Below are 16,654 nucleotides of genomic sequence, written 5' to 3'. Positions count from 1 at the left end.
GACTCCCACCTTAACTATAATGAATTTTTTTATCTGCAGCGAAAAATTGAATAGCCGCAATACTCACCATGATCATTAATACAATCACAGTTACTGTCGCTGCCCTTCCATAATCCATAAAACGAAATGTATTTTCATAGATGTAATAAAGCAGCAGGTTACTTGCATTATTTGGACCACCTTGTGTCATAACTACTAGCTGATCGACAGTTTTAAATGCATTCGTTGTCGCTATAATGATTGAAAATAAAGTTGTTGGCATTAATAAAGGAAATATAACACTGCGGAATTGTCTCCATTTTGAAGCACCATCAATTCGTGCAGCTTCAATTAAATCTTTTGGAATGTTTTGTAAAGCGGCCAAATAAAAAATCATAAAAAAGCCTGCTTCCTTCCAAATGACCATAATAATAATCGACAATAGAGCTGTGCCTGAATTACCTAATAAGTTTAATTCTTCAAATCCAATCAGTTTCAAAATAGAATTAATCATCCCATAATCTGGTGTGTAGAAGAACAACCAAATAAAAGATACTGCAACCATTGGAATAACAACTGGATAAAAGAAAAACACTCTAGACATTACTTTTCCAACAAAAGTCCGATTTACTAATATTGCTAATAATAAGCCAAGTAATACACTTGTTGGAACAGTACCAATAGTGAACCAAATGTTATTAATAAACGCCTTCCGAAATACCTCATCTTTCATCATGATTGCATAATTATCGAACCCTATAAATATAGGTTCTATTGTCGATAAATCCGATTTATAAAAACTGGAAATGAATGTGCTCAATATCGGATATAAAGTAAACATGACAAGAAAAATGAGGGATGGAAGGAGGAAAATCCAAGCAGTCAAATTTTCTCTGACAACATTACTTCTCCTCAAATCCTTCACCTCACTGTGTAGTTTATTGATATGCTTTTAAAGTTGCTTCCGCTTCTGCTTGAGCCTTGTCTAATGTTTCATTCACATCAGCGCCATTAATGGCTGCTTGTAATGCATCATGAATAATTTTTTGAATTTTACCTTGCTCATACACCGAAATTTCCTTATTTGCAAATTCGATCTGCTCCATTGCAACTTTAGCTTGTGGGAATGCCCCTACGTATTCCTTTAATGCTTCTGTTTCATAGCTGGATTGGCGAGTAGCAATATATCCTGTATTCATACTCCACTCAGCTGCACGAGTGGGTTCAGTAATCCATTTTATAAATTCAAAAGCTGCTTGTTGTCTTTCTTCAGATGTATCCTTAAATATATAGAAGTTCCCGCCGCCAGTTGGAGTAGCCACACGCTTATTTCCAGGCAAAAATGCTACACCAAAATCAAAATTCGCATTATTTTTTACATTTGTTAAGTTACCTGTAGTTGTCAGCATCATTGCTGTCTTACCTTCAATAAAGTCGGTTGGTACAGTAGACCAATCTAGTACCCCCTCTGGCATAATTTTATGTTTATTATTTAAATCAACCCAATATTGAAGAGCTTCCTTTGCTTCATCTGTATTTAAATAAACTTCTTTTCCATCATCACTCATCATATTACTATCACTGTTTTGTAAATATAGTGCTTGGTAGATCCAGTAACCACTGATAGTAGCCGGTAATTCAATCCCCCACTGACCTTTTTTTGTCAGTTTTTTGCCATATTCAATTACTTCTTCCCAAGTTGTAGGCGGTGTTTCCGGATCTAAACCAGCTTCTTTAAACATATCTTTGTTGTAGTATAAAATGACAGTACTTCTTTGGAATGGAATGGACCACGTTTTTCCATCAGTCTGTGCATTTTTCATAAAACCTGGGAAAAAGTCGCCTACCATTTCTTGAGCTTCATAATCATTTTTAATAAAGTCGTCTAAAGGAATGATAGAATTTTTTATTTGGAATAAATCTACAGATAATTGAACAGATAAGTCTGGAGATTTTCCATTTTTAATGGCTGTTTGAACTTTCGTCATCGTTTCATCATAGTTACCGCTATATACTGGTGTAACTGTTACATTTTTGCCATTTACTTTAATTCCTCCATGATTAAAGTCTTTAGCATATTTATCAATCACCTCAGTAATCGTACCACCTACATTGACTGGGTAATACCACGTTAAATCGATTGTCTCGCTGTTTGAATCTGCCTCATTCGACCTTTCAGATGTACTGCTGCTGCATCCTGCTAAAATACCGAACATTAAAACGATGACACTTAATAAAATTGGTATACGTTTCATAAATATTTCTCCTTTCTAATGGAAAGATTTTGGATATTCATTTCTAAATCGTTTATTTCTAGAAAAACTCATATTCTATTAAATCGACTGCTCTTTAAATGCAGTACCTCCTTTCTCTTCTATACAAAAAAGGGAGACAATAGAAAATACATTCACCCCCTTTATTTGACAAAAAAACATGCCAAATACACTAACAGATTGGGAACAAATGGGTTTTCCATGGTCTCCACCCAAGTTCTTATCAAATTTTATATGGTTTTAATACCCACCTTTGGTGTTTCACTCCAAAGCAGCTGATTACTTAGAGAAACCGCCTCAGCTCCAGCATCAAATGCCTGAAGCATAACCTCTTTTGTTGAAATTAAACCTGCTAAAATAATTGGAATATTAAGCTCTTGCTTCAAAGTCTTAACAATTGAAGGAGCGATCCCTGGCATCACTTCAATAGCATCTGGTCGATTATCTTTAATATTTTGAATTGCCGTCTTCAATGAATTAGTATCTATTAAAAATATACGCTGAATTGTAAGTAAGCCTTCCTTTTTTGCTGCTTCTATTAAATTCCCTTTTGTCGTAACAATCCCAGTTGGATGTACCATGCTTTTAAGAGAAGCAATTCCATCTTTATCATTCTTTAGCCCTTTTAAAAGATCAATATGTATGAATAATGGCTTTTGAACTTTTGGCAGATGCATTAATTCAGATAGTTTGGCATTCATTAAAATAATAGCTGAACAACGTGATTTCTCTGCTATTTCTATATCTTTTAATTGTGACGCTGCTATAATCCGGTTAACTGAGAGAATTGATTCGATTGTCATTCAAACTCCCCCTTTATATATGCCATCTATCATCTAGAATAGAGAAAAATTGTTGAGGTAATATAAGCCAATAATAAATTATTTGTAAATTTTATAGTGAATGTTGAATCAAGATATAACTCAAAATCATTATAAAGAATATTTTCTATTTCTTTTGGGGTAATAAGTTTATAGATTCCGATTTGATTCTAATTCATGTGCAGCATTAAATAACTGGACTTTGACTTTCTTTCTATTTATCGCGATACTTTCTAATCGGGCTTATAGCATTTATCTAAAATAATGAAAGGAGAGGAGATTTAATAAAATGAAAGGACATTATATCTATAGACGAGGTTGTGCATGCAAGAGGAGGATCCGTGACATGCCGAATTAAGAAAAATGCTCACGCCCACCACACTCTAAAAATAAAAAAAGACTTCTCAAAAGTTTGCTGAACTCATGAGAAGTCTCCGTTAATTTTATCTATGTTTGCAATTATATAATGATTGTTAATTGATACAAGATTGATTTCTTACAGTTACTCGAAGAACTGCAGGTCTTTCTCTAACAACCTTTTACTCTTTATTATTTTTATAATTGGGTATGCTATTAGCAATGCTGCAGCAATATTAAAAATCCCAACGCTTTGATTAACGAATTCGAAACTTGTTTTATCCCCAAAAATACTTATGTTCGCAATCCCCATCCAAGCATTAATGATAAAAAGTAAAGCAAAAATATTTAACATACGTTTATAATAGGCAATTTTTGACTTTGTATCGGTGTATATCTCAAATGGGCCATCAGCTGCTGCCTTTTTCATGTATACCCAGCCACCCAATTCATTGATAATTGAAATCCCGCTATCTTTCAGAAATTCAAAGTAATCCTTCTTTTCGTTTGAAGACATCCCACTAATGAATTCATTGCGGTAAATAAACGTCCCAGGCTCTCCCTTTGTAAATGTAAAGCGTCCGAAAGAAAATTTCTGTAAATGCCAGCCTTGTGCTCCCATTTCATTAACCCATTTTTCTTCTTTTTCAAAATCCACAAAAAAGCGATACAATATTTTCCTCATGGTAAGTCCTCTCCCTTCGCAATCGCCAAGCCATTATTATACAGCTCACAAAGTCTTTTGATTTCATATTCAACCATCAATTTACCAGTATCCGTAATCACATATTCCTTTTTTCGCCCTTCCTCATCCAGCGGAATAATCCATTTTCTATTAACCAATGTTTTAATGGCTCCATAAATGGTTCCTGCCCCAAGCACAACACGGCCGTTACTCAGCTCAGAAACAAACTGCATAATCCCATATCCATGCCTAGGTTCATACAGAGATAAAAGAATATAATATACACCTTCTGTTAACGGAGCTTTTTCCTCCATCTTTACACCACCTATCGTGAACCGTTATATCGACTGCTGATATATAAAGTATATCAGCTGTCGATATAACGGTCAATAAATTTTTGGTGAACTTTGGCACTTAAGTGGAGGGGGGCGATTTCGTAAACCACACGATCAGCATCACTAAAACGTATTAAAATCCAAGAACTAAATGCCAAAGAATATCAACTAGTCACGCCAAAGAAAAGAAAATCACGCAGGAAAATCATTGGGATGAAAAAGTTAAAGTGGCTTTGAAGGAACATAAAAAAATTCAAGAGGAAGTTATGGAGCTGTTAGGTGCTGCTTACTATAGCAGTTTTAAATGAAGTTAAAACACCGAATAGTCTAAGTCACACTCATACGCCACTTTTTACAGAGGCGGTATATCACTCGAACAGGTTTTGTATATGCTTGGTCATACTAACAATCAAATTATGAAAAATGTATACCACCCCGTCACGCTAGAAATGAAAAAAGAGAATTCTCATAAGTTCAATGAACTTATAAGAATCCTCGATTGGTATACACTACGTTAGCATTTTCCCTTCCGATTCTGCCAGCTATGTAATCAAAATTGTATTTTATAGCTTTTAGTAACGTCTATATAGGATAGGCGATTTCGCATTCACCATCGGCATTAACAAGTAACTTTGATAGTCCCTGTATTTACAAACAAATGCCTGTTATGCTTTTGGAGGTGTTCCCTCAGCGTTTGCTACAACTGCATCGATTTGGACTAAAGCATTTTGAGGTAAAGCTGATACGCCAACTGTTCTTCGTGCAGGAACACCGCCTGGGAAGAATGTTGTGTAAACTTCGTCAACAGCATCAACATCTGCGATATCTTTAAGGAAGATATTTACCTTAACCACATCGTCCATAGCATGGTTGATACTTTCAATAATTGCCTTAATATTTTTTAAGCACTGTTCAGCCTGCTCTTTTATACCACCAGCTACTACTTCACCCGTTTTTGGGTCTAAAGGTAATTGAGCTGAAAGGTGATTGTAATGAGAAAACGCTACAGTTTGTGTTGATAGTGAACTCTTTGGTGCATCTTCAGTGTTGTTTGCCCATATAACGATTCCATGTCTGTCTTCCACAGCTTGTGGAGGTGTACCATCTCCGTGTGACACGACTGCTTCAATTTGTACCAAAGCATCCATAGGTAAAGCTGATGCTGCAACCGTTGTGAGTGCAGGGACATAGGCTACTGTCCTAGCGATAGCCGAGTCTGGGAAAAATGTTTTATACACTTCATTTACCGCTTCAATATCTGATAGGTTTTTAAGGAAGATATTAATTTTAACAATATCATCAAAAGGAACATCGATACTTTCTAAAATTGCCTTAATATTTTTTAAGCACTGTCCAGCCTGCTCTTTTACACCGCCAGCTACCAATCTACCAGTTTTCGGATCGATAGGTAATTGAGCTGAAAGATTATTGTAATGAGAGAAGGACACGGTTTGTGTAGATAGAGAACTTGTTGGTGCATTTGCCGTGGTATTTGTAAGCTTTATGAGATCGCCTGCTTGTGGTGCGTTTGGAATTGTACCTTCACCGTGTGAAACAAGTGCTTCAATTTGCACCAAAGCATCCATAGGTAAAGCTGCAACTGCAACTGTTGTTCGTGAAGGAACATAGGTTGGGAAGTATGTTTTATACACTTCGTCTACAGCGTCAATATCTTTGATATTCTTAACGAATACAGTGATTCTAACAATATCGCTCATAACATGATCAATGCTGTCTACAATTGCCTTGATATTTTTAAAGCACTGTTCAGCCTGCTCTTTTATACCACCAGCTACCAATTTACCAGTTTTGGGTTCGATAGGTAATTGAGCTGAAAGATTATTGTAATGAGAGAAAGCTACAGTCTGTGAATATAGACCGTTACCGTTTGGAGCATTTTCCGTATTTCTTGCTAATACTGCGTTATAGCCGCTCATAATAGTATTCCCCTTTTAGAGTATTTTTTTATAGATATATGTATTAACTCATGCTGCGCACCGAAAAAACCGGTCTAAACCATTAAAAATGATTTGTTCTGTAGAAATGCAAGGATATTAATTAGAACCTTGCAACTTAACTATAAAATATAGGGCATTACAGGCGAATAAAACTGTAAGCGGATACATTGCAAAAAGATTAAATTATATAAAAATATCATATTTTAACTATATAAAGATACCCGTATTGCTCATTTGCAATACGGGTATCTTTATATAGTTTATTTCAGATTCGGTTTCACCTATATGTTTCTAGATACTTTTCAACCTATTTGTAGCTCAACATATTTAAAGAAATGAAAAAAGAAGCCTCTCAAAAGTTCGCTGAACTTATGAGAAGCCTCCGTTAATTTACCTCAATGTTAGTAAAATGTTAGCAAACCACTCTCATCTTACTACAAAACCCAGTCATATCAAGGGTTTGAGGGACAGACTACATCATGCCGCCCATACCGCCCATGCCGCTCATATCAGGCATTGCAGGACCAGCTGGTTCTGGCTTGTCAGCAACAACTGCTTCAGTTGTTAAGAACATAGCCGCAACAGATGCTGCGTTTTGAAGAGCTGAACGTGTAACCTTAGTTGGGTCAACGATTCCAGCTTCAACCATGTTTACCCACTCATTAGTAGCAGCGTTGAAGCCTGTGCCGATTGCTTCGCGCTTTAAGCGGTCAACAACAACAGATCCTTCTAGGCCTGCATTGTGAGCGATTGTGCGTACTGGTTCTTCCATTGCACGTAATACAATGTTGATACCTGTAGCAACATCACCTTCAGCTTCAAGAGCAGCTACTTTATTGTATACGTTTAGAAGAGCTACTCCACCACCAGAAACGATTCCTTCTTCTACAGCTGCGCGTGTAGAGTTTAGAGCGTCTTCGATGCGAAGTTTGCGTTCTTTTAATTCTGTTTCTGTTGCAGCACCAACTTTAACTACTGCCACTCCGCCAGCTAATTTAGCTAAGCGCTCTTGTAATTTTTCACGGTCAAATTCAGAAGTTGTTTCTTCCATTTGAACACGGATTTGGTTTACACGGCCAGCGATTTGTGCACTGTCTCCAGCACCTTCAACGATTGTTGTGTTTTCTTTTGTAACAACCACTTTAGAAGCGCGTCCAAGAGAAGCGATTGTAGCTGATTTAAGGTCACGGCCTAATTCTTCTGTGATTACTTCCCCGCCAGTTAAAATCGCGATGTCTTCAAGCATAGCTTTACGACGGTCACCGAAACCAGGAGCTTTAACAGCAACAGCATTGAATGTTCCGCGTAGTTTATTTACTACTAATGTAGAAAGTGCTTCACCTTCAACATCCTCAGCAACTAATAATAAAGGTTTGCCTTGTTGTACTACTTGCTCAAGTACTGGCAATACTTCTTGAATGCTTGAGATTTTCTTATCTGTAATTAAGATGTATGGATTGTCTAGGACAGCTTCCATTTTCTCCGTATCTGTTACCATATATGCAGAAGCATATCCACGGTCGAATTGCATACCTTCTACTACATCTAGCTCAGTAGTGAAGCCTTTAGACTCTTCGATTGTGATAACGCCGTCGTTGCCAACACGTTCCATTGCTTCAGCAATTAATTGTCCTACTTCTTCGTCAGCAGCAGAAATTGCAGCAACTTGTGCGATGGATTCTTTGCTTTCGATTGGCTTAGAAATTGTTTGTAATTCTTCTACTGCAGTTGTAACAGCTTTTTCAATTCCTTTGCGAATGCCCATTGGGTTCGCACCAGCTGTTACGTTTTTAAGACCTTCACGAATCATTGCTTGAGCAAGTACAGTTGCAGTCGTAGTACCGTCACCAGCAACATCATTTGTCTTGCTGGCTACTTCAGCAACAAGCTTTGCGCCCATGTTTTCGAAAGCATCTTCTAATTCGATTTCTTTTGCAATGGTTACTCCATCATTTGTGATTAATGGTGAACCGAATTTTTTTTCAAGAACCACGTTGCGTCCTTTTGGTCCAAGAGTTACTTTTACTGCATCTGCAAGTGTATCAACACCGCGCAGCATCGCACGGCGAGCATCTTCACTGAATTTGATCTCTTTTGCCATTTGTAAAAACCTCCTCTAGAATATGAAAAGTTATCTTTTAGAATTTATTTGTGTATTGTCAATTAACCGATAATAGCAAGAATATCGTTTTCACGTAAAATCAAGTATTCTTTGCCTTCGTATTTCACTTCTGTTCCAGCATATTTTGAGAAGATGATACGGTCGCCGTTAGCAACTTCAAGGGCTACACGCTCACCATTTTCAAGAACGCGTCCAGTACCTACAGCTACAACTTTACCTTCTTGAGGCTTTTCTTTAGCAGTGTCCGGCAAAACGATGCCGCTTGCAGTTTTTTCTTCGGTTTCAACAAGCTCGATAATAATTCGATCACCTAGTGGCTTTAACAAGTGAAACAACCTCCTCAATTTATATGTATTATTTTTTATTAGCACTCTATCCTTCTGAGTGCTAACACAATTATTATATTAAAGAAAACGAACTCTATTTGCAAGGGTGAAGCTCAAATTTTTACAAAAAATATTCACAGCAAAAATTTGCATCTGTCATTGTATTATTTTGCAATAGTTATGACTATCGAATGGTTCTATTTGAAACTGGAACCAAATTATGAGTACAATGAAAGATGGGCATGTAACGAGTATATAAGCATCTTTAGCCAACCAACCTAATTGAAGGAGACAATACATTGAAAAAAGAATACTGGATCATTCTAATTGCATATATCGCCATGCAATTTTCAGGGATTATAGGCGTTCCCCTTCTCATGTTTGCCGGTAATTTTTTTGGCAAGAGTCCTGAGGAAATGCAAATACTTTCCGTTCCTTATTGGATTGTCATTAGCTTCGCCATTACTTTCATCATTACTCTTGCGTTATTACGGAAAGAAATGAAAACAGTCCGTGAATTACGGGAAGCTTCTTCTGTTCCTGCTTCTATCGCATGGGCAGTGGGCGGAATCTTCCTAGCCTATTTCGCACAAATAATGGCGGCAAGTATCGAAAACATCATCGGCATTGAAATGGGTTCCGAAAATACACAAGACATCCTAATGCTTATCAAAACCTTCCCTGCCGTAATAATCGTCAGTTCCATCATCGGACCAATATTGGAAGAAATCGTTTTTCGGAAAATCATTTTTGGTTCTCTAAATAAACGATTGAACTTTTTTTTATCCGCATTAATCAGCTCTGTCATTTTCTCCCTAGCACATGCAGAGATTGAACATACGCTTTTATATTCTGCAATGGGATTTACGTTTGCTTTTCTATATGTAAAAACAAAGCGGATTATCGTACCAATCTTCGCACATGTGACAATGAATACACTTGTTGTCATTCTCCAGCTTAATAAGGAGCCTATAGAAAACTGGCTGGAAAAAATGGAAAAAATACAATCTTTTATTGGAGGATTTATATGAGAAGGTCACCTTTATTTTCGGGCATTATCTATATTATTCTCGGTCTCCTCTTTACATACATTGCTATTCAAAATATTCAAAGAGAACAAGGCTGGGGAGTTTTCACTGTATTTCTAATTATTATAGCAACCTTTGACTTAGGCGGCGGGCTGCGCATGGTTGCTTTTCATTTCAAAATAAAGAATAGCCTAAAAAATAAATGAGCCTCCATTTTGAGAGGCTCATTTATTTTTGTATTTTACTCTTCTCTTTCATTTTCTGTCGGGTAATGCTTTAAGAAATAGATAAGTGACTGAAGCTCTACAGCTAAATCAATATGATGAATTCTAATTGTAGATGGGACAGATAGTCTGGCTGGAGTAAAGTTCAAAATTCCATTTACACTACCCTGAACGATCCGGTCAGCGATTGATTGTGCAGCAGGAGCAGGAACAGTTAATATTGCTACTTGAATATTATGTTCTTCAATCACTTTTTCTAAATCATCCATATGGAAAACCGGGACTTCCCCAATTTTTGTACCGACTTTATTAACGTCTACATCAAAAGCTACTTCAATTTTTGTATTATTATTTTTCAAAAAGTTATAGTTCAAAAAAGCAGTACCTAAATTCCCTACTCCAATTAATGCTACCTTTGTCAGTTCATCCTGGTCTAAAGTCTTGCGAAAAAAGGTAAGCAAATAATTGACGTTATATCCATATCCCTTTTTCCCTAATGCTCCGAAGTAGGAAAAATCCCTGCGAATGGTTGCAGAGTCAACCTTAACTGCCTCACTTAGCTCAGCAGATGATACCCTTTGCTTGCCAGAGGAATGTAAATTTTTTAGAAATCGATAGTACAAAGGGAGCCTTTTCGCAGTTGCTTGCGGAATTTTTACTGATTCATTCGCCATTTTTCATCCACTCTCCCAAAGTTACATTATATTGTGTCTCTTTTAAAGTCACCATTTTTACCGCCCGTTTTTTCAACTAAATACGTTCTGCCAATAATCATTCCTTTATCAATCGCCTTACACATATCGTAAACAGTCAAAGCACAGACAGATGCAGCTGTTAGCGCTTCCATCTCGACGCCAGTATTTCCTTTTGTTTTAGCAGATGCTGTAATTAATAGGATGTATTCCTCTTTATCTTTTTCCCATGAGAAAGATATATCCACACCTGTAAGCGGGATAGGGTGACACATCGGGATGATTTCCCAGGTCTTCTTGCACGCCATTACTCCTGCTACTTGAGCGACTGCAAGGACATCCCCTTTTTTCATTTTATTAGAAGTAATTTTCTCATATATTTCTTTATTGACAATAATACTTGAGTGAGCAATCGCTGTTCGGACTGTTTCAGGCTTATTACTTACATCAACCATTTTTGCTCGGCCCTCTTGATTAAAATGAGTAAAATCTGTCATGTACATACACCTCTCTACAAAATGATACACTATTTTTATCCATTTGTATGCAATTTGTACAATCATTCACTTACGCAAAAAGCATCGGTTATTGCCCATCATATATGAATGAGTTACACTAACTCTAGAATATAGAGGTGAAAAAAATGATTTTATTACAAGTAAATCAATTAATGAAAAACTTTGGTGCTGATCCTATTTTATCGAATATAAAGCTAGAAGTGCAAACAAGAGATCGTATTGCTCTGGTAGGACGTAATGGAGCAGGTAAATCTACTCTTTTAAAAATTATCGCAGGTCAGATGTCTTATGATTCTGGAGAAATTATTAAGCCTAAGGATGTAAAAATTGGTTATTTAGCGCAAAATACGGGCTTGGAATCCGATCAATCCATTTGGAATGAAATGTTAACCGTTTTTGCGCATTTTCAAACCCAAGAAAAAGAATTGCGCAGGCTTGAAGAACGTATGTCTGATCCCGAAGCGATGGAAAATCAGCAAGAATATGAGCGAATTTTGTCCGAATATGACAAACGCCAAGTTCAATTCAAAGAGGAAGGCGGCTATCAATACGAATCAGATATCCGTTCCGTTCTCCACGGTTTGAATTTTCATTCCTTCAGCTACGATACAAAAGTATCAACACTAAGCGGGGGACAGAAGACTAGACTTGCTCTCGGAAAGCTACTATTAACTAAACCCGACATTTTAATCCTGGATGAGCCTACCAATCATTTAGATATTGATACGTTAACTTGGTTAGAGCAATATTTACAGAGCTATGATGGGGCCATTTTAATTGTCTCACATGACCGCTATTTTTTAGATAAAGTGGTTACCCAGGTTTACGAATTGTCGAGACTTCAAATTCGCAAATATACCGGGAATTACAGCGCCTATCTCGACCAGAAGGCAGCAAATTTTGAACGTGAAATGAAGGAATATGAAAAACAGCAGGAGGAAGTAGCAAAGCTTCAGGATTTCATTCAACGAAATCTTGCACGTGCTTCCACAACGAAAAGAGCTCAGAGCCGCCGAAAGCAGCTTGAAAAAATGGAAGTAATGGACAGGCCTCTAGGCGATGAAAAATCAGCCTCATTTGGCTTCCAAATTGAAAGACAATCGGGAAATGAAGTATTGAAGGCAGACTCAATTGCTATTGGTTATCATGGAGAAGAAATTTCAAATAGTATTTCCTTCCGAATTACTAGAGGGGAAAGCATCGCTCTTGTGGGGCCAAATGGGGTTGGAAAATCTACTCTTTTAAAAACAATCATTGATAGATTATCTCCTATTGCTGGTCATTTTCAGCAGGGTTCAAATGTTTTCATTGGATACTATGATCAGGAACAAGCTGAACTATCATCGAACAAGCGTGTTTTAAATGAGCTTTGGGATGAATTTCCACTAAAGCCAGAGAAGGATATCCGCACTGTGTTAGGAAATTTCCTCTTCTCTGGTGATGATGTATTAAAGAATGTATCCACCTTAAGCGGAGGAGAAAAAGCTCGTCTTGCACTAGCTAAGTTAATGATGCAGCGGGCAAATTTTTTAATTCTGGACGAGCCTACTAACCATCTTGATTTAGATAGTAAAGAAATATTAGAAAACGCACTTATCGATTATCCTGGGACTATCCTTTTCGTTTCTCATGACCGCTACTTTATCAACCGGATTACAACAAAGGTAATTGAACTTAGCAAAAATGGCACAACCGAGTACCTTGGTGATTATGACTATTATATTGAAAAGAAACAAGAGCAAGAAGAATTAAAGGCATTAAACTCCGTTCAAAAAAGTTCTGCACCACAGCAGGGTAGTCAGGAAAAAACCAGCTATCAGCTTGATAAAGAAGCGAAAAAAGTGGAAAGACAGCGCCAAAGGAGATTAGAAGAGGTAGAAAGGCAAATCGGAGAGTTGGAAGTTTTAATATCTGACTATGAGCAGCAATTATGTGAGCCTGAGGTTTACCAAGATCATGAAAAAGTACTGGAGATTACGAATAAAAACAATGAGGCAAAAGTTAAATTAGACGAACTGGTCGAAGAATGGACCGAATTAGCAGATTAAGAAAAGCGGAAGCGCCTTGGTCATCACCGTACAAACGCAGAAGGGCTGGTTCTTTCGATAAAGGAAACACAATGAATGAAAGCGTATTGATGTCGACTTATCGTAGAGAGGACCTGAAGTTTGATAGGCGATAGGCGCTGAAGCTAGCATATGAAAAAGGAACTGGGGATATATACACCCTTTGTTCCTTTTTTGTCCACAAAACTATTCACAAAATATAGCCTGAAATAAAAGACTTCCACAGACTTTTCCACATTATCCACAATAAAAACTCTTCTTATCCACAATTTTTACGAAAATTATCTGATTTTTCTATTTATCCACAAGAAAGTCCCCATTTTCCAATGAGGACTTCTTCCTAGTTGTTCCTTAATTGTGGATAGTAATATCGAGACCTGGATTTGCATTCAACGCCATTGTTGATTGTATCCCTTTTTCAAATAAAACGCTCCCTGCAGCAGCGATCATTGCCGCATTGTCTGTACATAGGGATAACGGCGGGATAACTAGCTCACATTCAGGAAGCTTTATAAACTCTTCCTGTAAAGCTTTACGCAAACCTTTATTAGCTGCTACACCACCAGCTAATAGTACCTGTTTTATGTTATATTCTTTTGCAGCCTTACTTGTTTTAGTTACAAGTACATCAATCACACTTTGTTGAAAGCTTGCCGCCAAATCCTCAGGCTTAATCTTTTCGCCCCTTTGTTCTGCATTGTGGACTGTGTTAATAACCGCAGACTTTAATCCACTGAAGCTAAAATCATAGGAGCCTTCCTCCAGCCATGCACGTGGCAATGAAATAGAAGGCTCTCCCTCCTGTGCTAACCGATCAATATGTGGTCCGCCAGGATAAGGCAGATTTAATGTTCTTGCTACTTTATCATAGGCTTCTCCAGCAGCATCATCCCTTGTTTCGCCAATAACTTCAAAATGACCATGCTCTTTCATATACACAAGTTCTGTATGTCCACCCGACACGACAAGTGATAGCAAAGGAAATGTCATCTCCGTTACAAGTCGATTTGCATAAATATGGCCAGCTATATGATGGACCCCAACTAACGGAATCCCATGAGCAAAAGCAACGGCCTTTGCCGCATTTACCCCCACTAAAAGCGCCCCAACTAATCCAGGTCCTTCCGTTACGGCAATAGCACTCAGATCTTCGTAACTGATATTTGCCTGATTTAATGCTTCTTCTAACACAATCGTAATTTGCTCGACATGATGACGGGAAGCAATCTCTGGAACAACACCGCCAAATCTTTTATGGCTTTCAATTTGGGAGGCAACTACATTTGCAGCAATCTCTCTTCCATTTTTAATTATTGCAACTGCTGTTTCATCACAGCTTGTTTCAATTCCCATAATTAACTGATCTTTATTTGTCATAAATTCACCCACATTACTAAAGCATCCTCTTGATTATCCGAATAGTAGTTCTTTCTAATTCCTCCATTTTGAAATCCAAGCTTTCGATAGAGGGATTGGGCAATAGAGTTGGATACACGCACCTCAAGTGACATCGTTCTCGCTCCCCTCTCTGAAGCAACCTCCATCGCTTGTCTCATTAATGCCTCACCGAGCTTCCTTCCGCGAAACTCCGGCAGAATAGCCACATTTGTGATTTGAGCTTCATCCACCACAATCCAGACACCACAATAGCCAATGACTTTTCCGTCTTCTTCTAAACCTATATATAAGGCATATTGATTTGTCGTTAACTCATTTAGAAATGCCTCTTTACTCCATGGAAGGGTAAAAGATTCGTGCTCAATTTTTAGAATGTCATCTACATCATTTATATCCATAAATCGGAAGGTTAAAGACTTATTCATACTGTTACTTCCTTATCTTCTCTTTATTCGCTTTGATCCAATTAGCTTCCGCTTCTGCTAAACGAATGTAGTTAGGTACAAAAGAATGTATATCTTCGACTTCCTTATCCCTGCCCAATAAAGCAAGCTCAGCAGGCCGAGGGTTGTGCTCCGTTATTTCTGCAAAAACGGCTTGCGTTCCATTTATTCCTTCAAATGTTTCTTTATGAAGCAATAAATCGTTCCCAATAAAAAGAACCTTTTCACTTCTCTCTTTCAGTTCAGCAGCCCAATACTTAGATAATATCAGCTGATCTTTATTCTTTGTAATCAATTTCCCTTCATGGAATTGATAGAGACCTGTATATATTTGACCTCTGCGTGCGTCAAATATAGGAGAAATCACACCTTCGAAATATCGGCCGGCAGATGCTGCTAGTACCTCTAAGCTCGAAACTCCTGTTAAAGGGATATTCAATGTCCAGGCTAATGTCTTTGCAATAGTCACACCAATTCGAACCCCAGTATATGAGCCCGGGCCTTCAGCAACAACAATCTTTGATAGATCACTTGGCTTCATATCACAGTCTTTCATTAATGTTTCAATTGCAGGCATTACGCGTACAGAGTGATTTTTCTTTATATTTGTTATATATTCACCTATCACCTGGTCCCCATCTAAAATGGCCACACCTAATGCATAATTAGACGTATCGATCGAAAGTAACTTCATATAAAAAACTCCTTACATAATTCCTCATATCTTTCACCTTTAGGAGTTACGACAATTTTTCTTGTCCCATTTTCTCCTAAAAACAGAGATATCATTAATAATTCCTGTGGAAGCTGTTCCTCTATTAAATGAGCCCACTCAACAACTGTAATTCCATTTCCCTCAAAGTATTCATCGAAGCCTAAGTCTTCAAATGAATCCTCTACTCGATATACATCCATATGATAAAGAGGCATTCTCCCTTGATACTCTTTAATTATAGTAAAGGTAGGGCTATTCACATTTCTTTTGATATCTAAACCAAGAGCCAATCCTTTTGTAAACGTCGTCTTTCCTGCACCAAGATCACCTTCTAAAGCAATTACATCGCCAGGCTTTAAACATTCTGCAAGACGTTTAGAAAAATCCATTGTATCTTCGGGCTTGTTCGAGATAAACTCAAATTGCTTCATTTTAATTACTCACCTTTTTTCATTTAAGTCCCTTTTCTCAAAAGACTGTTTTCAAGAGTGTTATTTATATAGCTATCCTTTATTAAAGAACCTTACTAGAAAAAAATCAACTTTAGAAAAAGTTCGATCTTCTTATTCTGGACAAAAAAACCTTAGGATGGATCCTAAGGAGTATCTATTATATGTATAGTCTACATGATTTTTTGTTACTGAGCAAAAAAGCTTGGATAAAAATAGACAAAAAAAAAGACGAAACAATGTTTCGCACTTAGCTTTTGTGTAT

At 37.3% G+C, this 16,654-nt stretch carries 17 protein-coding genes; 3 read left to right on the top strand and 14 right to left on the bottom strand.

Annotated features, from left to right (window positions below):
• Positions 1–10: 10 nt before the first annotated feature.
• The 8 genes from ASU02_RS23535 to groES all read right to left on the bottom strand — a co-directional run bounded on the left by ASU02_RS23535 (position 11) and on the right by groES (position 8,856).
• Complete coding sequence (locus tag ASU02_RS23535; RefSeq protein ID WP_232426329.1) at positions 11–895, bottom strand: carbohydrate ABC transporter permease; 885 nt, start codon at positions 893–895, stop codon at positions 11–13.
• Positions 896–917: 22 nt separating this feature from the next.
• Complete coding sequence (locus tag ASU02_RS23530) at positions 918–2,234, bottom strand: ABC transporter substrate-binding protein (protein ID WP_057767860.1); 1,317 nt, start codon at positions 2,232–2,234, stop codon at positions 918–920.
• A 248-nt stretch (positions 2,235–2,482) separates the two neighbouring features.
• Positions 2,483–3,055 carry a glycerol-3-phosphate responsive antiterminator gene (locus tag ASU02_RS23525; protein ID WP_057767859.1) on the bottom strand — a complete coding sequence of 191 codons (573 nt, stop codon included), beginning with the start codon at positions 3,053–3,055 and terminating at the stop codon, positions 2,483–2,485.
• 520 nt (positions 3,056–3,575) lie between these two features.
• Positions 3,576–4,115: a DUF2812 domain-containing protein gene (locus ASU02_RS23520; protein WP_057767858.1), complete on the bottom strand. Its 540-nt coding sequence runs from the start codon at positions 4,113–4,115 to the stop codon at positions 3,576–3,578.
• Positions 4,112–4,429: a PadR family transcriptional regulator gene (locus ASU02_RS23515; RefSeq protein ID WP_057767857.1), complete on the bottom strand. Its 318-nt coding sequence runs from the start codon at positions 4,427–4,429 to the stop codon at positions 4,112–4,114. Before ASU02_RS23515 ends, ASU02_RS23520 begins: the two co-directional genes overlap by 4 nt.
• Positions 4,430–5,115: 686 nt before the next feature.
• Positions 5,116–6,387, bottom strand: coding sequence for a RidA family protein (locus tag ASU02_RS23510; protein ID WP_057767856.1), 1,272 nt, complete (start codon positions 6,385–6,387; stop codon positions 5,116–5,118).
• Positions 6,388–6,880: 493 nt separating this feature from the next.
• Complete coding sequence (gene groL / locus ASU02_RS23505; RefSeq protein ID WP_057767855.1) at positions 6,881–8,509, bottom strand: chaperonin GroEL; 1,629 nt, start codon at positions 8,507–8,509, stop codon at positions 6,881–6,883.
• A gap of 62 nt (positions 8,510–8,571) precedes the next feature.
• Positions 8,572–8,856 carry a co-chaperone GroES gene (gene groES, locus ASU02_RS23500; RefSeq protein WP_053478084.1) on the bottom strand — a complete coding sequence of 95 codons (285 nt, stop codon included), beginning with the start codon at positions 8,854–8,856 and terminating at the stop codon, positions 8,572–8,574.
• A gap of 299 nt (positions 8,857–9,155) precedes the next feature.
• On the opposite strand from groES, the gene ASU02_RS23495 reads away from it, so the two are divergent.
• Together ASU02_RS23495 and ASU02_RS23490 are read left to right on the top strand one after the other, a co-directional pair.
• Complete coding sequence (locus ASU02_RS23495) at positions 9,156–9,887, top strand: CPBP family intramembrane glutamic endopeptidase (RefSeq protein ID WP_057767854.1); 732 nt, start codon at positions 9,156–9,158, stop codon at positions 9,885–9,887.
• Complete coding sequence (locus tag ASU02_RS23490; RefSeq protein ID WP_057767853.1) at positions 9,884–10,090, top strand: YdiK family protein; 207 nt, start codon at positions 9,884–9,886, stop codon at positions 10,088–10,090. Before ASU02_RS23495 ends, ASU02_RS23490 begins: the two co-directional genes overlap by 4 nt.
• Before the next feature lie 35 nt (positions 10,091–10,125).
• Here ASU02_RS23490 and ASU02_RS23485 read toward each other — a convergent pair whose 3' ends face one another.
• Together ASU02_RS23485 and moaC are read right to left on the bottom strand one after the other, a co-directional pair.
• Positions 10,126–10,782 carry a redox-sensing transcriptional repressor Rex gene (locus tag ASU02_RS23485; protein ID WP_057767852.1) on the bottom strand — a complete coding sequence of 219 codons (657 nt, stop codon included), beginning with the start codon at positions 10,780–10,782 and terminating at the stop codon, positions 10,126–10,128.
• A 26-nt stretch (positions 10,783–10,808) separates the two neighbouring features.
• Complete coding sequence (gene moaC, locus ASU02_RS23480) at positions 10,809–11,297, bottom strand: cyclic pyranopterin monophosphate synthase MoaC (RefSeq protein ID WP_057767851.1); 489 nt, start codon at positions 11,295–11,297, stop codon at positions 10,809–10,811.
• A gap of 146 nt (positions 11,298–11,443) precedes the next feature.
• On the opposite strand from moaC, the gene ASU02_RS23475 reads away from it, so the two are divergent.
• The gene (locus tag ASU02_RS23475) at positions 11,444–13,366 is read left to right on the top strand and encodes an ABC-F family ATP-binding cassette domain-containing protein (RefSeq protein WP_057767850.1); all 1,923 of its coding nucleotides are present in this window, start codon (positions 11,444–11,446) and stop codon (positions 13,364–13,366) included.
• A gap of 369 nt (positions 13,367–13,735) precedes the next feature.
• Here the strand turns inward: ASU02_RS23475 and tsaD are convergent, their stop codons facing one another.
• Genes tsaD through tsaE form a run of 4 tightly spaced genes read right to left on the bottom strand, consistent with a single transcriptional unit; the run spans position 13,736 to position 16,371 of the window.
• On the bottom strand, positions 13,736–14,761 hold the full coding sequence (tsaD, locus tag ASU02_RS23470) for a tRNA (adenosine(37)-N6)-threonylcarbamoyltransferase complex transferase subunit TsaD (protein ID WP_057767882.1): 1,026 nt from the start codon (positions 14,759–14,761) through the stop codon (positions 13,736–13,738).
• The gene (gene rimI, locus ASU02_RS23465) at positions 14,758–15,207 is read right to left on the bottom strand and encodes a ribosomal protein S18-alanine N-acetyltransferase (RefSeq protein WP_057767849.1); all 450 of its coding nucleotides are present in this window, start codon (positions 15,205–15,207) and stop codon (positions 14,758–14,760) included. Before rimI ends, tsaD begins: the two co-directional genes overlap by 4 nt.
• A gap of 4 nt (positions 15,208–15,211) precedes the next feature.
• Positions 15,212–15,919, bottom strand: coding sequence for a tRNA (adenosine(37)-N6)-threonylcarbamoyltransferase complex dimerization subunit type 1 TsaB (gene tsaB, locus ASU02_RS23460; RefSeq protein WP_057767848.1), 708 nt, complete (start codon positions 15,917–15,919; stop codon positions 15,212–15,214).
• The gene (tsaE, locus tag ASU02_RS23455) at positions 15,916–16,371 is read right to left on the bottom strand and encodes a tRNA (adenosine(37)-N6)-threonylcarbamoyltransferase complex ATPase subunit type 1 TsaE (protein WP_057767847.1); all 456 of its coding nucleotides are present in this window, start codon (positions 16,369–16,371) and stop codon (positions 15,916–15,918) included. Before tsaE ends, tsaB begins: the two co-directional genes overlap by 4 nt.
• Positions 16,372–16,654: the final 283 nt, after the last annotated feature.

Origin of the sequence: Cytobacillus praedii (genome assembly GCF_001439605.1) — a bacterium.
GTDB classification, from domain to species: domain Bacteria; phylum Bacillota; class Bacilli; order Bacillales; family Cytobacillaceae; genus Cytobacillus; species Cytobacillus praedii.
The sequence above is the reverse complement of the archived record's forward strand: the minus strand, read 5'-3'. Positions and strand labels throughout refer to the sequence as shown.